This is a genomic window from Candidatus Nitrososphaera evergladensis SR1, from assembly GCF_000730285.1.
Taxonomy (GTDB): Archaea; Thermoproteota; Nitrososphaeria; order Nitrososphaerales; family Nitrososphaeraceae; genus Nitrososphaera; species Nitrososphaera evergladensis.
In genome coordinates this window covers 1,455,538-1,469,730 of the sequence record NZ_CP007174.1, presented here as the reverse complement: position 1 = coordinate 1,469,730, position 14,193 = coordinate 1,455,538, and the positions used below count along the sequence as shown (strand labels likewise).

19 protein-coding genes are annotated in these 14,193 nt (G+C 52.8%); 5 read left to right on the top strand and 14 right to left on the bottom strand.

The annotated features are described in order from the left end of the window. Nucleotides 1-69: 69 nt before the first annotated feature. On the top strand, nucleotides 70-732 hold the full coding sequence (locus tag NTE_RS07905; protein ID WP_148700528.1) for a hypothetical protein: 663 nt from the start codon (nucleotides 70-72) through the stop codon (nucleotides 730-732). On the opposite strand, the gene endA is transcribed toward NTE_RS07905, so the two are convergent. Further along, nucleotides 733-1,296 (bottom strand): tRNA-intron lyase, encoded by a 564-nt coding sequence (gene endA, locus NTE_RS07900; protein ID WP_148700527.1) that lies wholly within the window; start codon nucleotides 1,294-1,296, stop codon nucleotides 733-735. Nucleotides 1,297-1,302: 6 nt separating this feature from the next. Then, entirely contained in the window at nucleotides 1,303-1,956 is a 654-nt protein-coding gene (locus NTE_RS07895; RefSeq protein WP_148700526.1) for a DUF47 domain-containing protein, read from the bottom strand. Nucleotides 1,957-2,086: 130 nt separating this feature from the next. On the opposite strand from NTE_RS07895, the gene NTE_RS07890 reads away from it, so the two are divergent. Beyond that, on the top strand, nucleotides 2,087-2,941 hold the full coding sequence (locus NTE_RS07890; protein ID WP_148700525.1) for a polysaccharide deacetylase family protein: 855 nt from the start codon (nucleotides 2,087-2,089) through the stop codon (nucleotides 2,939-2,941). On the opposite strand, the gene NTE_RS07885 is transcribed toward NTE_RS07890, so the two are convergent. From NTE_RS07885 to NTE_RS07845, 9 genes are all read right to left on the bottom strand, one after another. Further along, a complete protein-coding gene (locus tag NTE_RS07885) occupies nucleotides 2,938-3,819 on the bottom strand; it encodes a radical SAM protein (protein ID WP_148700524.1) in 882 nt (293 codons plus the stop codon). The genes NTE_RS07890 and NTE_RS07885 overlap by 4 nt on opposite strands. Before the next feature lie 147 nt (nucleotides 3,820-3,966). Continuing rightward, on the bottom strand, nucleotides 3,967-4,257 hold the full coding sequence (locus tag NTE_RS07880; RefSeq protein ID WP_148700523.1) for a hypothetical protein: 291 nt from the start codon (nucleotides 4,255-4,257) through the stop codon (nucleotides 3,967-3,969). Continuing rightward, on the bottom strand, nucleotides 4,251-4,646 hold the full coding sequence (locus NTE_RS07875) for a hypothetical protein (protein WP_148700522.1): 396 nt from the start codon (nucleotides 4,644-4,646) through the stop codon (nucleotides 4,251-4,253). Before NTE_RS07875 ends, NTE_RS07880 begins: the two co-directional genes overlap by 7 nt. Nucleotides 4,647-4,798: 152 nt before the next feature. Next, on the bottom strand, nucleotides 4,799-5,251 hold the full coding sequence (locus NTE_RS07870) for an RNA-binding domain-containing protein (RefSeq protein ID WP_148700521.1): 453 nt from the start codon (nucleotides 5,249-5,251) through the stop codon (nucleotides 4,799-4,801). A 37-nt stretch (nucleotides 5,252-5,288) separates the two neighbouring features. Next, entirely contained in the window at nucleotides 5,289-5,999 is a 711-nt protein-coding gene (locus NTE_RS07865) for an eS1 family ribosomal protein (RefSeq protein WP_148700520.1), read from the bottom strand. 42 nt (nucleotides 6,000-6,041) lie between these two features. Beyond that, nucleotides 6,042-7,319, bottom strand: a complete 1,278-nt coding sequence (gene serS / locus NTE_RS07860) for a serine--tRNA ligase (protein WP_148700519.1) — start codon at nucleotides 7,317-7,319, stop codon at nucleotides 6,042-6,044. Beyond that, nucleotides 7,312-7,599, bottom strand: a complete 288-nt coding sequence (locus tag NTE_RS07855) for a KEOPS complex subunit Pcc1 (RefSeq protein ID WP_148700518.1) — start codon at nucleotides 7,597-7,599, stop codon at nucleotides 7,312-7,314. Before NTE_RS07855 ends, serS begins: the two co-directional genes overlap by 8 nt. After that, entirely contained in the window at nucleotides 7,571-9,019 is a 1,449-nt protein-coding gene (gene recJ / locus NTE_RS07850) for a RecJ family nuclease (protein WP_148700517.1), read from the bottom strand. The genes NTE_RS07855 and recJ overlap by 29 nt, the downstream gene beginning before the upstream one ends. A gap of 9 nt (nucleotides 9,020-9,028) precedes the next feature. Next, entirely contained in the window at nucleotides 9,029-9,478 is a 450-nt protein-coding gene (locus NTE_RS07845) for a 30S ribosomal protein S15 (RefSeq protein WP_148700516.1), read from the bottom strand. Nucleotides 9,479-9,616: 138 nt separating this feature from the next. Between NTE_RS07845 and NTE_RS07840 the strand changes: the two genes are divergently transcribed. The 3 genes from NTE_RS07840 to NTE_RS07830 all read left to right on the top strand — a co-directional run bounded on the left by NTE_RS07840 (nucleotide 9,617) and on the right by NTE_RS07830 (nucleotide 11,524). After that, nucleotides 9,617-9,988: a hypothetical protein gene (locus NTE_RS07840; protein ID WP_148700515.1), complete on the top strand. Its 372-nt coding sequence runs from the start codon at nucleotides 9,617-9,619 to the stop codon at nucleotides 9,986-9,988. Nucleotides 9,989-10,223: 235 nt separating this feature from the next. Beyond that, the gene (locus tag NTE_RS07835) at nucleotides 10,224-10,403 is read left to right on the top strand and encodes a hypothetical protein (protein WP_226987245.1); all 180 of its coding nucleotides are present in this window, start codon (nucleotides 10,224-10,226) and stop codon (nucleotides 10,401-10,403) included. Between the two features lie 98 nt (nucleotides 10,404-10,501). Then, nucleotides 10,502-11,524: a THUMP domain-containing protein gene (locus tag NTE_RS07830; protein WP_148700513.1), complete on the top strand. Its 1,023-nt coding sequence runs from the start codon at nucleotides 10,502-10,504 to the stop codon at nucleotides 11,522-11,524. Here NTE_RS07830 and NTE_RS07825 read toward each other — a convergent pair. The 3 genes from NTE_RS07825 to NTE_RS07815 all read right to left on the bottom strand — a co-directional run bounded on the left by NTE_RS07825 (nucleotide 11,477) and on the right by NTE_RS07815 (nucleotide 14,152). Further along, nucleotides 11,477-12,661 carry a glycosyltransferase gene (locus NTE_RS07825; protein ID WP_148700512.1) on the bottom strand — a complete coding sequence of 395 codons (1,185 nt, stop codon included), beginning with the start codon at nucleotides 12,659-12,661 and terminating at the stop codon, nucleotides 11,477-11,479. The two genes, NTE_RS07830 and NTE_RS07825, sit on opposite strands and share 48 nt — an antisense overlap. 32 nt (nucleotides 12,662-12,693) lie before the next feature. Beyond that, complete coding sequence (locus tag NTE_RS07820) at nucleotides 12,694-13,320, bottom strand: TIGR00296 family protein (protein ID WP_226987244.1); 627 nt, start codon at nucleotides 13,318-13,320, stop codon at nucleotides 12,694-12,696. 346 nt (nucleotides 13,321-13,666) lie between these two features. Further along, entirely contained in the window at nucleotides 13,667-14,152 is a 486-nt protein-coding gene (locus NTE_RS07815) for an Lrp/AsnC family transcriptional regulator (protein ID WP_148700510.1), read from the bottom strand. Between the last annotated feature and the right edge of the window lie 41 nt (nucleotides 14,153-14,193).

Sequence of the window (14,193 nt, the reverse complement as noted above, 5' to 3'; positions counted from 1 at the left end):
TTTTTAGCAAAGCCGCAAAGGTGAACCACCAACTTGATAAAGAAGCTTTGAAAATACTACAGCGGGAATTTGAGCGCGGGAAGTTCGGAAGCAAGATTTACGATAAACGTCAAGGAAGGCATCGTCGAGTTGGAGGGCAAGGAAAGTTTCGTCGACAAGCACCTTGAAAAATTTGAAGAGATATTCAAGATGGCAGTAAAGGAGGCAATAGCAAGCGGCATGCAGCAACAAAACATTGCCCTAAAGGCGCAGGTTGCGCTCCCGCATGAGGTCCATGAAATGCCATCATCGCAGCAGCAGATGCCAGACGGGCACGCAGCAGCCGCTCCAAGGCAGGCGGCAGCAACACCAGCGCCACCATCGGCCAAGCAGCACGCTCCGCGCGTCGCGCCCACGCTCCCGCCAATACCGGTCGACCTGAAAGCAAACGAGAGCAAGCCGGGCCTGCGCGAATTCTATGCAGAGAAAAAGCCCCAGAACCACTATGAGAAAACGGCGGTGTTTGCGTACTATATCACAAAATTCAACAAGCAGCAGGAAGTCAAGTTCGGCGAGATACTTTCGTGCTACGAAGAAGTCAATGAGAAAAAGCCAAGCGTGACTGATATTGTCAAAAATTCGGTGCGCTACAAGGGCTGGCTTGAGCAGGGCTCTGACAGGTTCTCCACGCGCCTTACCATCTCTGGCGAGAACTATGTCAAGTTCGACATGCCCAAGAAAGAAACGGCCTAGCTAGGCGCGCCACCAGTCAAAGCCGACGTACTCTACTTTTTTTTCTGTTACTTTTGGTATGGCCAGTATGAACTGTTTTTTCACGGTGGTGGCAAGCCTGCCGGCAAGGACGACGCCGGTAGCAGTCATTTCGTCTGTTGCCCGGAACACCTGTACGAGGTAGGGCGCGTGGTCAATCCCGGGACCCTGCTCGTACACTGCAAAGTCGCAGCCAAACTTTATCCCCGGCGAGACGACATAGCCTTTTTCCCGCAGGTCCGAAAACACCAGGTACTTGGCGTCAAAGTCGACGTACTGTTTTTTGCAGATCTTTTTTATCTCTGTCTGCGAAACTGGCTTGCTGTTGCTGCTGTCCATCTGCGATATTTTCAGCCTCCCCTTTTCAGCAAGGTAGCAGCCTTCCATCAGGTCAAGTACAAGGGGCGCATCAAATTCCACTCCCTTTGGTTTTGGCACTCCAATAGGCTTGCCATAGTATCCCGAGCCGTACAGCTTTCGGGAGTCAGCAATGTCCCAGACTATTATCCTGTTACCAAAAAGTCGGCCGTTTACTACTACTGACATTTACTTTTACATTCCAAGTGCAAGTATGGTGAACGAATCAGACGCTTCTTGGCACTTGTCCACCATTCCTTCGATGCCTTCGACCGCGTCTTTGAAAAGCAGCAGGTCCTTGTTGTTTGTTATCTCGCCAAGCGCCTTGATTATCATCGCCCGGTACTTGGCGTCCACTTGATGCTCAAGTTTTTGCATTTCCTGCGCGTGCTCAAACATGCTGGCAGGGTTTATCGAAAGCGCCCTTCCCATCTCGTTCAGTTTGAAACTTGCGTCGACTACCATGCCGACGAGCTCCTGCAGGTCTACATCGCACTGGGCCTTTTTGAGCGTCTCGCCCTTCATGTTTGCCAGCCGGAACGCGATTCCATTGATGTAGCCGGCAACATCGTCCATCAGGTACGCCGTGCGCAGAATGTCCTCCCTGTTTGCCATCAGGCCGCCAAGCTCTGACACTTCCCGGGTTATCTTGCGCCGGAGGTTTTCTACCTCTTCTTCGTTGTTGCGCAGGCGCTCAAGACATGCCTGTATGTCGTTGTTATCATCCTTGATGAGCGACGAAGTGAGCGTCGAAAGGTCTCGCGAAGAGCTCAGGATCTTGCTAATTTCGTCCTGTAAAATGGCCAGCGCCTTTCTTTTGGCCTGTACCTCAAGTTCTCCGCTATACATATTTGCACACCTAACCGCCGGCTGGCTTTTAATCCTTTTGACTGTGGAGCATCAAGCCGGAGCCCAGATCATTATTCCATATTTTGACCCTAGAATCTTGTCGCGCAATTGATTACTATGCCCTTGCAGCATGCGCAAAGAAGAGAATATGAAGGGGATTGCATTTGCAGTAGCAGGTTGCGCGATGCTGCTGCTTGCGACCGTTGGCGCCGCGCCAAGTTTTAACGCCCAGCAGCAGACGCTTGGTGAAAAGTGCAGGTGCGTCGCATTCCGGCTGGACGACATCCAAGATTACTACCTACAAGGCACCCAGATCCGGCTGATGGACGAGTTTGAAAGGCGCAATCTGCCGCTTACCGTGGGCGTCATCGGCAACTACTTTGGCCAGGACGAGAAGATAGTGTCTTTTGTAAAAGAAGGCGTCGCGGCGGGGCGTCTTGAAGTGGCAAACCACGGCTGGAACCATGAAAGGTTCACCCTTTACAGCCAGACAGAGCAGTCCGACCTGATGGCAAAGACAAACGAAAAACTAAACAACATACTTGGCTTTAGGCCGCTCATATTCATCGCGCCGTATAACGCCGTCAATGACAAGACGTTTGCGGCCGCAAAGGATAATGCTATACTGTATGTGAGCGCAAACATGACGTTTGACAAGCCGCCGTACAATAACAAAAGAGATGACGGCCTGTGGCACTATCCGGAAACGGCGGAGACAGGCGACCTGAGCAGCGACGGTGCCCGCTGGCTTGGCTACGACCACGAAAAGACGATGTCAGAGATAAAACGCGGAATAGATGAAAACGGGTTTGCAGTCGTCACGATGCACCCGATGGAGTTTGCACTGCGTGACGGCCTGAGCTTTCATGACAAGCTAGATGAAAAGCAGATGCAAGAACTTGATATGCTCCTCAAGTCCATAAACGAGCAAGGCTACGAGATAACAACGCTAGGCGATCTTGCCTGGCGCTCTGAAAGCGTCTAGAACCTGCGCAGGAACTTGGGCTTTAGCATCTCTGGATGCGACTTTAATCCCTCTATGAGCGACAGGATCTTGCCCCTGTCGTCAGGCATCGTCCCGCCTATTGAATAGACGTTTGAAGCATGGTTTGCGCGAAACACCACGGGCATCTTTGGGTCAAAGTCCCTGACCAGCCGCTCCAGCTCGTCAAGCACTTCAACATCGTCAATGAATTCAAAAGGCTCGCCATACTTGCTCATAAACTCGTCGTGCACGCCTTCCTCCAGGTACAGCGTGAGCGCGCCCACGTAATCAGGCGCTATCTCGCTCAGCACTTTTGCAGTGTCGGCAATGTGCTCCTTTGTGTATTTCCTTCCGCCAAGGCCGAGGATCACCATGCACGAAAGGACGTAGCCGTGCTTTCTGGCCTTGCTGCATGCCTGGACTATCGACCTGCCGGTTGCGCCTTTTGTCACTTTTTTCAACACAACATCGTTTCCGCTTTCGATCCCGACGTAGAACATGTGCAGGCCGGCGGCGTAAAGTGCCTGCAGTTCTTCGTCCGTTTTTTGCAAGAGGTTCTTTGGCATGGCGTAGCAGGATATGCGCTCGATGCCTGGAAACTTTTGGTACAGGTACTCTAGTATCTGCACCAGCCGGTCCTTGGACATGTTGAGCGCGTCGCCGTCTGCAAGGAATATCCTGCGCGTGTCAGGGTAGAATCTTGCCATCATGTCTATTTCCGCGCGGATCTCTTCCCACGGGCGCTCGGCGTATTCCTTGGTGCGGTACATGTTGCAAAAGGAGCACTTGTTGAATGAGCAGCCTAGCGTGACCTGAAATATCAGCGAATTGGCCTCTGACGGAGGCCTGTACAGAGGATAGTCGTAGGCCAGCTCCATATGGCTCCAAGAAGGCTCCTCTAATAATTATAAGTTTGGAAAATTTGGGTCGGTTCGTCGCGAGATCTTCATCGTTTTTGACTCAGTCTGGAGCAGCGAAACTCACCTCATCCCCACTTGACAGAGAAGCGCCTGCAAGATAAAATCCTATACCTGCAGCCTGCGCTTTAGCCGCTTCGTGCTTGACGACATGTCAAGGGTCACGATTGGCGGATCGCACAGTGCAATTGTCGCAAGGACACGCTCTACCTCTGCAAGGCTGCAGCGCATTATTGCAACTCTGTTTTCGTCTTTTATCAGCCGAAGAGCCGCCCTCTCAAGCGCAATGCTTCCAAAGAGCTCTGCATGGCGCTTTTGGATTGCGGCAAGCGCATTCACTCCTGTCATTGTCTCGCACATGAGGGAGATATAGCGCCTCTTTTGCCGCCTCTTTAGCACAGGCGCACCCTCCTTTCAAGGCGTGATTCCAGCCAGCCGGCAAGCTCTCTCCAATGCTTTTGCGGATCGATTTCCGTCATCTTTAGCATCGCATCAAAGGACTGCCCCGACACGACTTCAGAAGGCGAGCCAGCCCCGCTTGACAGTATGAACTGAAAGCCAGACGACTGGCAGAATTCATAGAGATCGTGCGCGTCGACAATCCACCTTGCGACTCCTATCGCGTCCATCTTGCGCGCCTGCTGTACCGTAATCTCGATCCCTGCGCCACCGCCCTTGGCCTTTTTTTTCAGCCTCTCTTTTGCCCTGCGAAAATCTCTCAGTACAAGTATGTCTGCGCGCGAGGCCTCGTCAATGTTTTCAGAGACTATCAGGTAATCGTATTTCACCGGCTTGGGAGGCGGATTCTTGAGCCGGTAAATGATGTTGCCGCCGGCATCAGAAAAAAAACCTTTAGTGTCTGCTGCAATAACAACTCCTACCCTCAGCCCAAGCGCCTTTGCCGCAAAAGCGGCGGTGTTGTCGCCGGCAACAAAGAGGTCTATTCGATTGAAGAGAGTAGCCCCCTGTAGCTCTGCAGGCTGCTTGACGGCTTGTAACGGTGGACCGGCTTGAACTTGACCCTTACCGCGTCCGACTCGGCAAGAGAGACCTTGCCCTGGCAGAGCCTCTGCTTGTCAAGGCGCAGGTAGAGGTTGCCTTTTTCGTCAGAGTACTCTTCGATGTGGTCTGTAAGTTCTTGCCGGTCTGTATGGTTCAAAGCAGAGATGATTCTGCTGGCAAGCGCGCCGGCTTCCTTGCTGCTTGACACCACAGCGCCAAGAAGCATTATCGCGTTGCCATAGTGGCCTTCAGACTGCTCGCCTCCAAAGCTTGCGGCAGGAACAGAAAGAGCCTTTTCCACGGCGGCAAGCACCTTGTCATGGCCCTCCGTTGCATGGAGCACCAGCTGGACCTCTGCTGAGGAGAACTTTACTACTGTATCCTCTGACATCTATCTAAAAAGAGGAAAAAGGAAAGGGACTAAAAAGTTATTGCGGAGCAGGTTCGGCCACGGTCGTAGTCGCTTCGACAGGCTTGGCGTCGCTCACTGCCCTCGATTCTGGGGTGGAGATCAGTTTTGTCTTTTTTATGCCGAGGTGGCGTATGTTAGAGATCTTTTTCGCCTCGTCCATGATAACTGCGCCAAGCAGGCTGTTTGTCTCCCTTGGAATGTCGCCGGCCTTGCTGCCAGTTGTCTCTTGCACAAACTGCTCTACTGTCATCTGCGGAATTTTCTCCGATAGGATGCGGTGGGCGATCATGCGGATCTCGTGCTTCTTTGAAGCATTGACGCGCCTCTGGGTAAAGGCGACAACTGCCACGCGGAAGGTGTGACCGTCCTGCGTGGTGTAGTCGTGTACGAAATTGACCATGGAGCTTCCACGCCTTATCAGCGAGCGCAGGAATTCCTTAGCATACTCGTGTCCCTTGAAGCGGGTGCTTGCGGTGCCGTCGCTTATCCTGTCAATCTGGATAAAGATCTTTATCTGGTGCTGATCCATGGTCTGATCAGGGTTGCCCTTCATCATGTCATGGAGTGTATTTTCAATCACCCTCCCCTTGGCCTGCTCGCCGTCGGTTATGGGAACGTAGTTAACGGATCCGGGTGGCTCAAATCCTGATGGCTTGTTGACGATGACCCATTGCTTGTCTCGCCACTTGTCGCGGACTCTGCCTCCCTTCTTTGCTGCCTTGACCATCGAAAACCACACTTGGCCTCCAGAATATATATTGTTCGACAATCAGGCCTTGGGCTTGATTTCCTTGAGGTCGCCCATGTATTTCTGCAGGACTTCGGGCACCTGCACGGTGCCTGATGGCGTCTGGTAGTTCTCCATTATTGCGACAAGCGTGCGCTGGACTGCTACAAGCGTGCTGTTGAGCGTGTGGACGAACCTCGTTTCTTCGTTGGTCTTGTCCCGGAAGCGTATTGCAAGCCTGCGTGCCTGATAGTCGGTGCAGTTTGAGCACGACACTATCTCCCGGTACGCGCCCTGCCCGGGCATCCACGCTTCAATGTCGTACGTCTTGGCAGATATCTTGCCCGTGTCGCCGGAGCACAAGAGCATCACCCGGTACGGGATGCCAAGCGCGTCAAAGAACCCCTGCGAGACTTCAAGCATGTGCTCATGCTCCTTCCAAGAATCTTCCGGCCGGCAGTAGACAAACTGCTCGACTTTTTCAAACTGGTGAACGCGGAATATGCCCTTCATGTCCTTTCCGTGCGCGCCGGCCTCCTTGCGAAAGCACGGGCTGACGCCGGCATAGCGTACGGGCAGCTGCTTGCCTTCAAGTATCTCGTCCATGTGCATGCCTGCAATGGCGTGCTCTGACGTCCCGATCATGTACAGGTCCTCGTTTTCTATCTTGTAGATGACGTCTTCAAAGTCTCCCAGTATGACTGCGCCTTCCATCGGCTCTCTGTGTATCATGTACGGCGGCTGGACAAGCGTATAGCCCTTCTCCGTCAAATAGTCCAGTGCAAAATGCACCAGCGCGGTGTTCATGCGCACAAGCTCATTTTTCAAAAAGTAGAACCTTGCGCCAGAGACCTTGGCCGCCCGCTCGATGTCAAACAGGTCGAGCGCCGTTGCAATGTCGACATGGTCTTTGGGCTTGTCGATACTTCTTATCTTGCCCGAAGCAGTCTTGACTACGACGTTGTCCTTTTCGTCCTTGCCAACAGGCACCGACTCGTGGAGCATGTTTGGCAAAAGCGCGGCGAGCTTGCGGTACTTGTCCTCGGCGGCAACCTTTTCCTGCTCGACTCTTTCCATATTGGTGCCGACCTCCTTCATCTGCTCAAGCTCGGCCGACGCGTCCTGCTTGGCCTTTTTCTTTGCCGCGACTGCTTCGGACAGCTTGTTCTTTCTAGAGCGGTATTCCTGCGACTCGGTGATGAGCTCCCGCCTGCGCCGCTCAAGCGCAACCAGCTCGTCAAGCGGGAACTCTACATTGCGCTTGTTGAGCATCTCGTGTACAGCATCGGGGTTGTCCTTCAATAGCTTGGGGTCAAGCATTAGTTGTCATCACTTTCCAGGCAACTGACAGGTGCTCAAGGATTTCATCAAGCGTGCTTGCGACGGTAGCAATGGAAACTCCATCGTTACCTCCAACTCGCACCAAGACTGTCCTGCCCCTTGAGAAAATGTCAACTGTCAAGCCCGCAGGCATGTTCACATTGTCTGGTATTAATGCCTTGACTGCGGCCCTTGCACGAGCTGCCGTTGGAAAAGACACGCTGACCTGCGCATCAACTGCAGTAGGAACATCAGGATGCTGTTGCGAATTTCGCGTCATTTACCGCTGACCTCAAGCATGAAAGGAAAGGATCAAGTGTCGTTGAAGGTATCCTGCAGCCTGCCGCAGCCGAATGGCCGCCCCCGGTGCCTTTAACAGACTCGGCGCAGTGGCGCATCACAAGGCCGAGGTTTGCCGGCGACGTGCACCCAAGACCCTTTCTTGACGAGAACTTGTAGGTGCCGTCCTTGGAAAGCGACCTTACGAAAACGAGCCTGCCGGCCAGGGTCGGCGAACCGGAGAGGAGCGACGAGACGGCGCCCAGCATGTCCTCCGCAACGAGACCGTCGCCGTTTATGAGCGCCATTTTGCCGTCGTCTGACACCCTCCACTTTTCTGAAAATATTGTTGAAATATAGTTGCGCAGAGTCGTCCGGTATTCTGTGCTTATCTCCTCACCGGCCGTGAGCATGGCGTTCCTGTCGCCCATGCAGATGGCAATCCCGACGCCGGACCTGCCTATCCTGCCGCATGCATTTAGGAGGGTCGAGAATTCCCTTGCGTCGCGCAGCTGGCTGCGCTTGTCCTCCCCGGCAAGCGTGTAAACATAGCCAACGAGGTCGTCGATGACGGTTGCAGACGTCTTGCTCGACGTGACTACGAACTTGGCAATCGCATCCAGAATAGCGCTTTTTTCCTCCTGCGAAAACTCGGCTGGCACGCGCCACCGCCCGTTGCCATCCTTTAGCTTTATGCCGGCGCCCTTTAGCAGAGCGTGGCAGTTATCCCGGTTCCACGTCAGCCCGTCGATATAGGGAAACGACGTGAAAGCAAGTGCCTCGTGCAAGGGGCGCGTCTCCCTGCCTGTCAGCATGATGTCAAGGTCGACGTTGACCAGCCCAAGCGTCTTGGCGGTTTCAAGTATCGCCTTGTTGAGGCCAAGAAACGACTTTTTGTCGCCCTGGTCCTGCCTATCGCCGACTGCAGAAACGACTGCCACGGGCGAAAGGTCGCGGTTCTTCCGGTCAAGGGTGCTTGCAACCATGTAGGCCATGCCGCCAGCAGGCACCTCGATGCCGCCGTCAATGCCATATTTCCAGGCGTTTAGCACTTGGCCCGCGTCGTCTGTCAGGATCTCCTCCTCCGGGATCTGGTGATGGTCGATTACCACCCACCTGTCGCCAAGGGCCTTGCGGAAATTTGCGGCCATGCCGCCTCCAAGGTCGGTTACGACGTAAAACTCGTGGTCTTCGGCCTTCATCTGCTCTATCACGGACGGCGTCATGTCAGACACCGTCCTGACGGAGCACTTGGCACCCATGCGCGCCAGAGCCGTTCCGATTATGCTTCCGGAAGTGATGCCATCGGCGTCAAGGTGCGTTATGACAGAAATCTCGCTCCCGCTCTCTACAACAGAGCGGAGCTTTTCGCAAAAAGGTTTAAGCGCAGAGAGGAGCTTTGAACTGTCGCCGTCGCCCATCTCTGTGTCTTACTCTAGCTGGGCAATGACAGCAGCGTATTTCCAGGTTGCAGGAAGCTTGCCTATTCCCTTGTAGTATTTTGCCAGACGATGGATCTTGGCTTCTACAAGCTCTAGCGAGCGGACATTTCTGTGGTCGCTGTTGTGCGCCCTCAGGTGTTTTTGCAGGCCAAGCGCTTTTCTCACCAATCTCTCAAGGTCCTCTGGCATGTCTGACTTGATGTTGTTGTCGGCAAGTACTTGAGTCACCGTCTTGCCGGTCACGGACTTGGCAAGTGGAACACCGTGCTCGTCGCGAAGCTTTATGCCGATTACGCTTGGGGTGACGCCATCCTTGGCCATCTTGACCACGAGTGACGACACCTGATCAGGAGTCGTAGTCAGCCACGAAGGGGCAGCCTTGGAAGTAGGACGGATAGAATGTGACTTGCCATGAGTGTGAACGTGAATTCGTGCCATATACGATTTTACAGCTTCTGCCATGCGTTTCTTAAATGTTACTTGTGTGTTTTTGGGCACGAAAAACGGCGCGGCGAGAAACGCTTTTCCGGCCCGCTCATAAAGGTTAAATATTCGAACCCTAATGGGTAGTCTAGTATGAACAAGCCAATCGTAGTGGCTCTATCTGTATTGGCTGTATTCTTCTCTGCAACAGCTGTATCGGCTTTGCCGGTTGCCCACGCGCAGTATGGTGTCGGAGGCAGCCCGGTGGCAGGTGCAACCAAGGAACAGCTTCAAGAGTGCGACCAGCTTGGCATTGCCAAGTCCGAGTGCACTGAGAACGCGATTCTTGCAAAGAGAAGAATCATAGCAGTGCAGGACAACGTAAACAACCCCGACAAGGGTTCAGGAACTAACTACTTCCAAGGAAGCGAGACTTGGATATACATCGGCGTCCTAGGCGCAATCTTTGGTGGAGTAGCTGCAGCGTTCTTCTTCAGGGGCAGAGGCGCAACACCTCCAAGCTAAGTACACAACACCCCTACCTCCTCTCTTTTTGTTTATTTTATCCACTTGACATATTTACACAGCCAAGCTTTTCCGCAGAAAAAGAAAAGTCATTTCCTTTTCTTTTCAGCGACTTTTACGACAACCAAAATGTATATATCTTTGCGCTTTCTGGACTATGCTAATGAACTTCGGAAGTCTCGGAAGTCTACTTGGGCAGATCGGTCCGAACTACGACCCACTGTTCTATGACGTCATGGTCTACATCTTCGGAACCATGCTGTTTGCAGTGTTCCTGCTTGGCGTAATCGCCTTCTGGCTCAGAAGGAAGGGTCTTGGCGGTGGCTCTGCAAAGGAAAAGTGGGCGCAGGAACTGGAAAGATACTTTGAACGTGAACAGATAGGCCTAATTCCGGACGAAAAGCACCACTGGTAAAAAACTCAGGGCTTTATGCCCTTTTTATCTTTCTTTTATAATATAAAACAACATTAATTAATTAATTATTATTACCCACCAAGCACTCCTCTGCATTATTGACGTTTGTACTGGCCCATCCTTCGCCACAAACAGATGCAAAAGAGCTCGCAAAAATACTGCGGGAGCGGGGCGCGGCAAGGGTGGAAGAAAACAGCTTTGTCGTGCTTGAAACCGACCGCATCCAGGAAATTGCAGGCACATTTGGCGTGGCAAGGGTGTCCATGGCAATAGAATGCGAAAGCCAGTTTGCCGCAATATCAAAGGCCATCGCAGAGGTCGGCAGGCGAACCGTTTTGCAGGGCCAGGGCTTTTTCGTCAAGGTGCATCTCTTGACAGATAGAGACTTTGCTGCAAGAGACCTAGAGTTTGCCGCCACTGGCGCGCTTGCCGCAGAGCTTGCCGGCGTCGCAAGCTCTGCAAAAAACGAGGAAGAAGCAAGCGCGAAAATAGTCGCGTACGTGGGCATGAGAAGGGCGTTTGTCTGCCTCAAAGAGTACGAGGGTGCGGGCGGGGCGCCTGCCGGCGCACTTGGAAGCGCATCGTGTGCGATAACGGGCCCGCTGTCGCTTGCCTCCTGCATCGCAGCCTGCAAGGCAGGGTTTTCCTTGCCAGAACTTTTGCTCTTGTACGGCGACGAAGACGACCTTTGCAGAAACGCCAAGATTGCAAGGTCGCTGGCAGAAAAAACAACGAGAGCAAAAAGCCAGAAAATTGCGATAGCAAAGATGACGGCAGTGCATCCAAGGGACGGCAGGATAAGGATGCTCCAATTCGACCTTGCCGCGGCAAGAGCGCTTGCAGGGATGATGAAGAGCAAGAACGTCGTCCTGCCGCTGTCGCTTGCCACGCACCCGCAGTGGTTCATAGAAATGATCATGAAAGAAATCGTTGGTGCAGGCAAAGTACCTCTTGTACCGCTAATGTTTTCAGAGATAGATTATGCAAAAGAAGAACAAGATGCAAGACGAGTCACGCGTCAAGAGTTCATGAAGTCAAAGAAGACGGCGCTGGAAAAGCCAAGGCACGTAAGGCTAGAGGTAGGACCTGACTATCTTCACGACATTATTGATTCCGTCTAGCGATTCTGTCATCTTTTTCAGCTCAAAGACGCTCTTTCTGTACGCAGGATCGGACAAAACCTGCTCTATGGCCTCGGCGATTTTCTCTGGTTTTAGCTTTTTTGGGTGAACCATCATGCCGGCGCCAAGCTTGGCAATCTTTTCAGAGTTGCCCAGCTGCTCGCCGTGGTTTTCTATTGGTATAGTCACTACAGGCTTGCCAAACTGTATGGCCTGGGAAAGCGCGGTATGGCCGCCACGCATCAACACGAGATCGCTTAGCGCAAACACCTCGTCACGTACAGGGCACCACTCGTAATACCAGCCATGTTCGATCCTTTTCGGCTCGATGCTCCCGTGCGGCCTGCCTTCAGAAAAGATGAATTGGATGCCTTCTTTGTTGTTGATGTCTGCAAGCCTAGTCGCCTCAAGCGCAAGCTTGATGAGCGGCATGCGCGTCTCCATAGGCCCGCTTATATGCACAAACACCACTGGCCTCGACCTGTCTATTTCAAGGTCAGATGCCACCTTTGCGACCTGCTCCTCTGTCACAACAGGCTTGGGAGCAGTAAAGCCGATGTACTCTAGCTTGCGCGCGGCAGAGCCGACGCACCATACGTTGTGCGCGGCTACCGTATACGGAGGGGGCAGGTCCGGCACGAGTATCCTGTCGGCCAGATTCCACATCGAGCCTAGGAACTCACCCACCATCGCCTCAAATAACCGCGAGATTCTAAACTCCCGCAGCCTCGGCGACAGCAAGAGCTTGACCTGATTGAGGAGCACTATAGAGGGTATCCCAAGAAGCTTTGCCGCAAGAAGCGGCGAAAGGCGCGAGTCTGACAGGATGACGTCAGGGCTGTACATTATCATGTTGCGAGTCTCATGGTTTACCTGACGCACCAAGTTGGTGAACCAGATCGGGATGTTGGCTATACTGTGCTTTACCGAAAAGCCACCTTCGACGCTCCACGCAAACTCGACGGGAGGAGCGTTGACGCATTGATAGCCCCTCATAGACACGTATTTTGCAGCCTCGCCAAACGTAGAAAAGCGCACCTGGACATCGTTGTATTGCTGCAGATGGTCTGCCACCATCACCATCCGGCTTGCATGACCAAGCCCTACGCCGTACGGCGCAAGATACGCCTTGTCCACCAACTGGAATATGCATGGAAGCGCTGGCGATATTATTTGTTATTATTATAGTAGTAGCGGTCGTCGGTTCCAAGCCGCACTATGTCCCCCTTGGGTCTTTCCTCCTTGAATATTGCAGCCTGGAACGTAAAGAGCTTTGACGAGGGGTCAAGCCAGACATCAGGCGGCGCGCCGGCCTTGTAGCAAATGTTTGCCAGGTACTCGTCGATGTCCCACCCAAGCTCGACAGGCACCTGCGGCAAGAGCAGGCCAGAGCCGTGCTTCCATTTGAGCAAGAGCCCGTCGCGCCCAATAGCAATGCGCTTTTTGCGCTCTACAGGGCCTCCCGGTATCTCTTCCGGTTCTGTCAGCACGCTCACCTCAAAGGTAAGATGTTCAAGCTCTTTGCCGTCGACAGGCGGAAAGCGCGGATCGTCAACAGCCGCTGCAATTGCGGCCTCGATGACTGACTGGTGCAGCTCCTTGTACGGCAGGGGAAAGCCGATGCACCCGCGCAGATCCTCGCCGTTTCTTGTAAGGTAGTTTATCGTAACAAACACGCCGGATTTTGGAAGCTCCATTGCAGGCTTTTTTACCACAACTGATTCGACGACGTACTTTTCCACGGCCAGCCTCGCAAGCCGCACGAGCTCGGCCCCCTCTGCGTCAGATATCATCATATCACGCTTTTTGAAAATCATGCTAAACTAAAAAAGCCATTGGAAACCAAGCAAACATGGGTCAGTCTTGCTTTTATACAAGTTTGTAAAAACAAGTTTTATGAAGTGTGTCCATTGCCACCGCGAGCTTGCATTTTCCACAAGGTATGATAGGAGTTCCGGTCAGCAAGTCGACGTGTACCGCTGCGTGTATTGCGGCTCGGAGATGCGTGAGTACAGGCCCAACAGGCAAATAGTCCGCAGCTGAAAAAAAATATCATTGTGTTGCAAATCTAGGTGTGTGCATGTGCTTTGAAGACCTGACATCATGATGCGACGAGTGGGAAAAAACTGTATGTATGCATGTCTAGGCGGCGCTGCACAAATACTCTATGAGCACTGGCCGGGCCGCAGATAGACTAAAGACTTCTTCTGTCCACGTGACCCGCTGCACCTCGGGCATCTTTTTTACCTGCCTGATGAACCTCAAGACTTCATCGTTGGTCTTGTAGACAAAGGATGCGGACAGATCGGAATGACCCAACGGTACTGATACCAGTATCACGCCGCTTATCCTTGACACTTTTTTTGCCACGCATTCAATGTCGCTGTCTTTAAGGCAGATGTCCAGAATCCCTTTTCTGCAGCCCAGTTTCAAGTAATCGACTTCGTATTTTTTCTTGATGTAGCCGTTCTGAAAGAGAATCCGGATTCTTCTTTGGACTGTGCTTAGCGGTTTGTCCAGTTTTGCGGCCAAATCTTTGCTCGAATAGCTTTCCTGCGACGTCAGGAGGCTGAGCAGCCTTGCGTCAAATTCGTCGATGTGTGGTACATCAACGTTATTTTTTCTCATGGCAATTCACCATTTTTTGTTATAACAGATACAGTCATTGT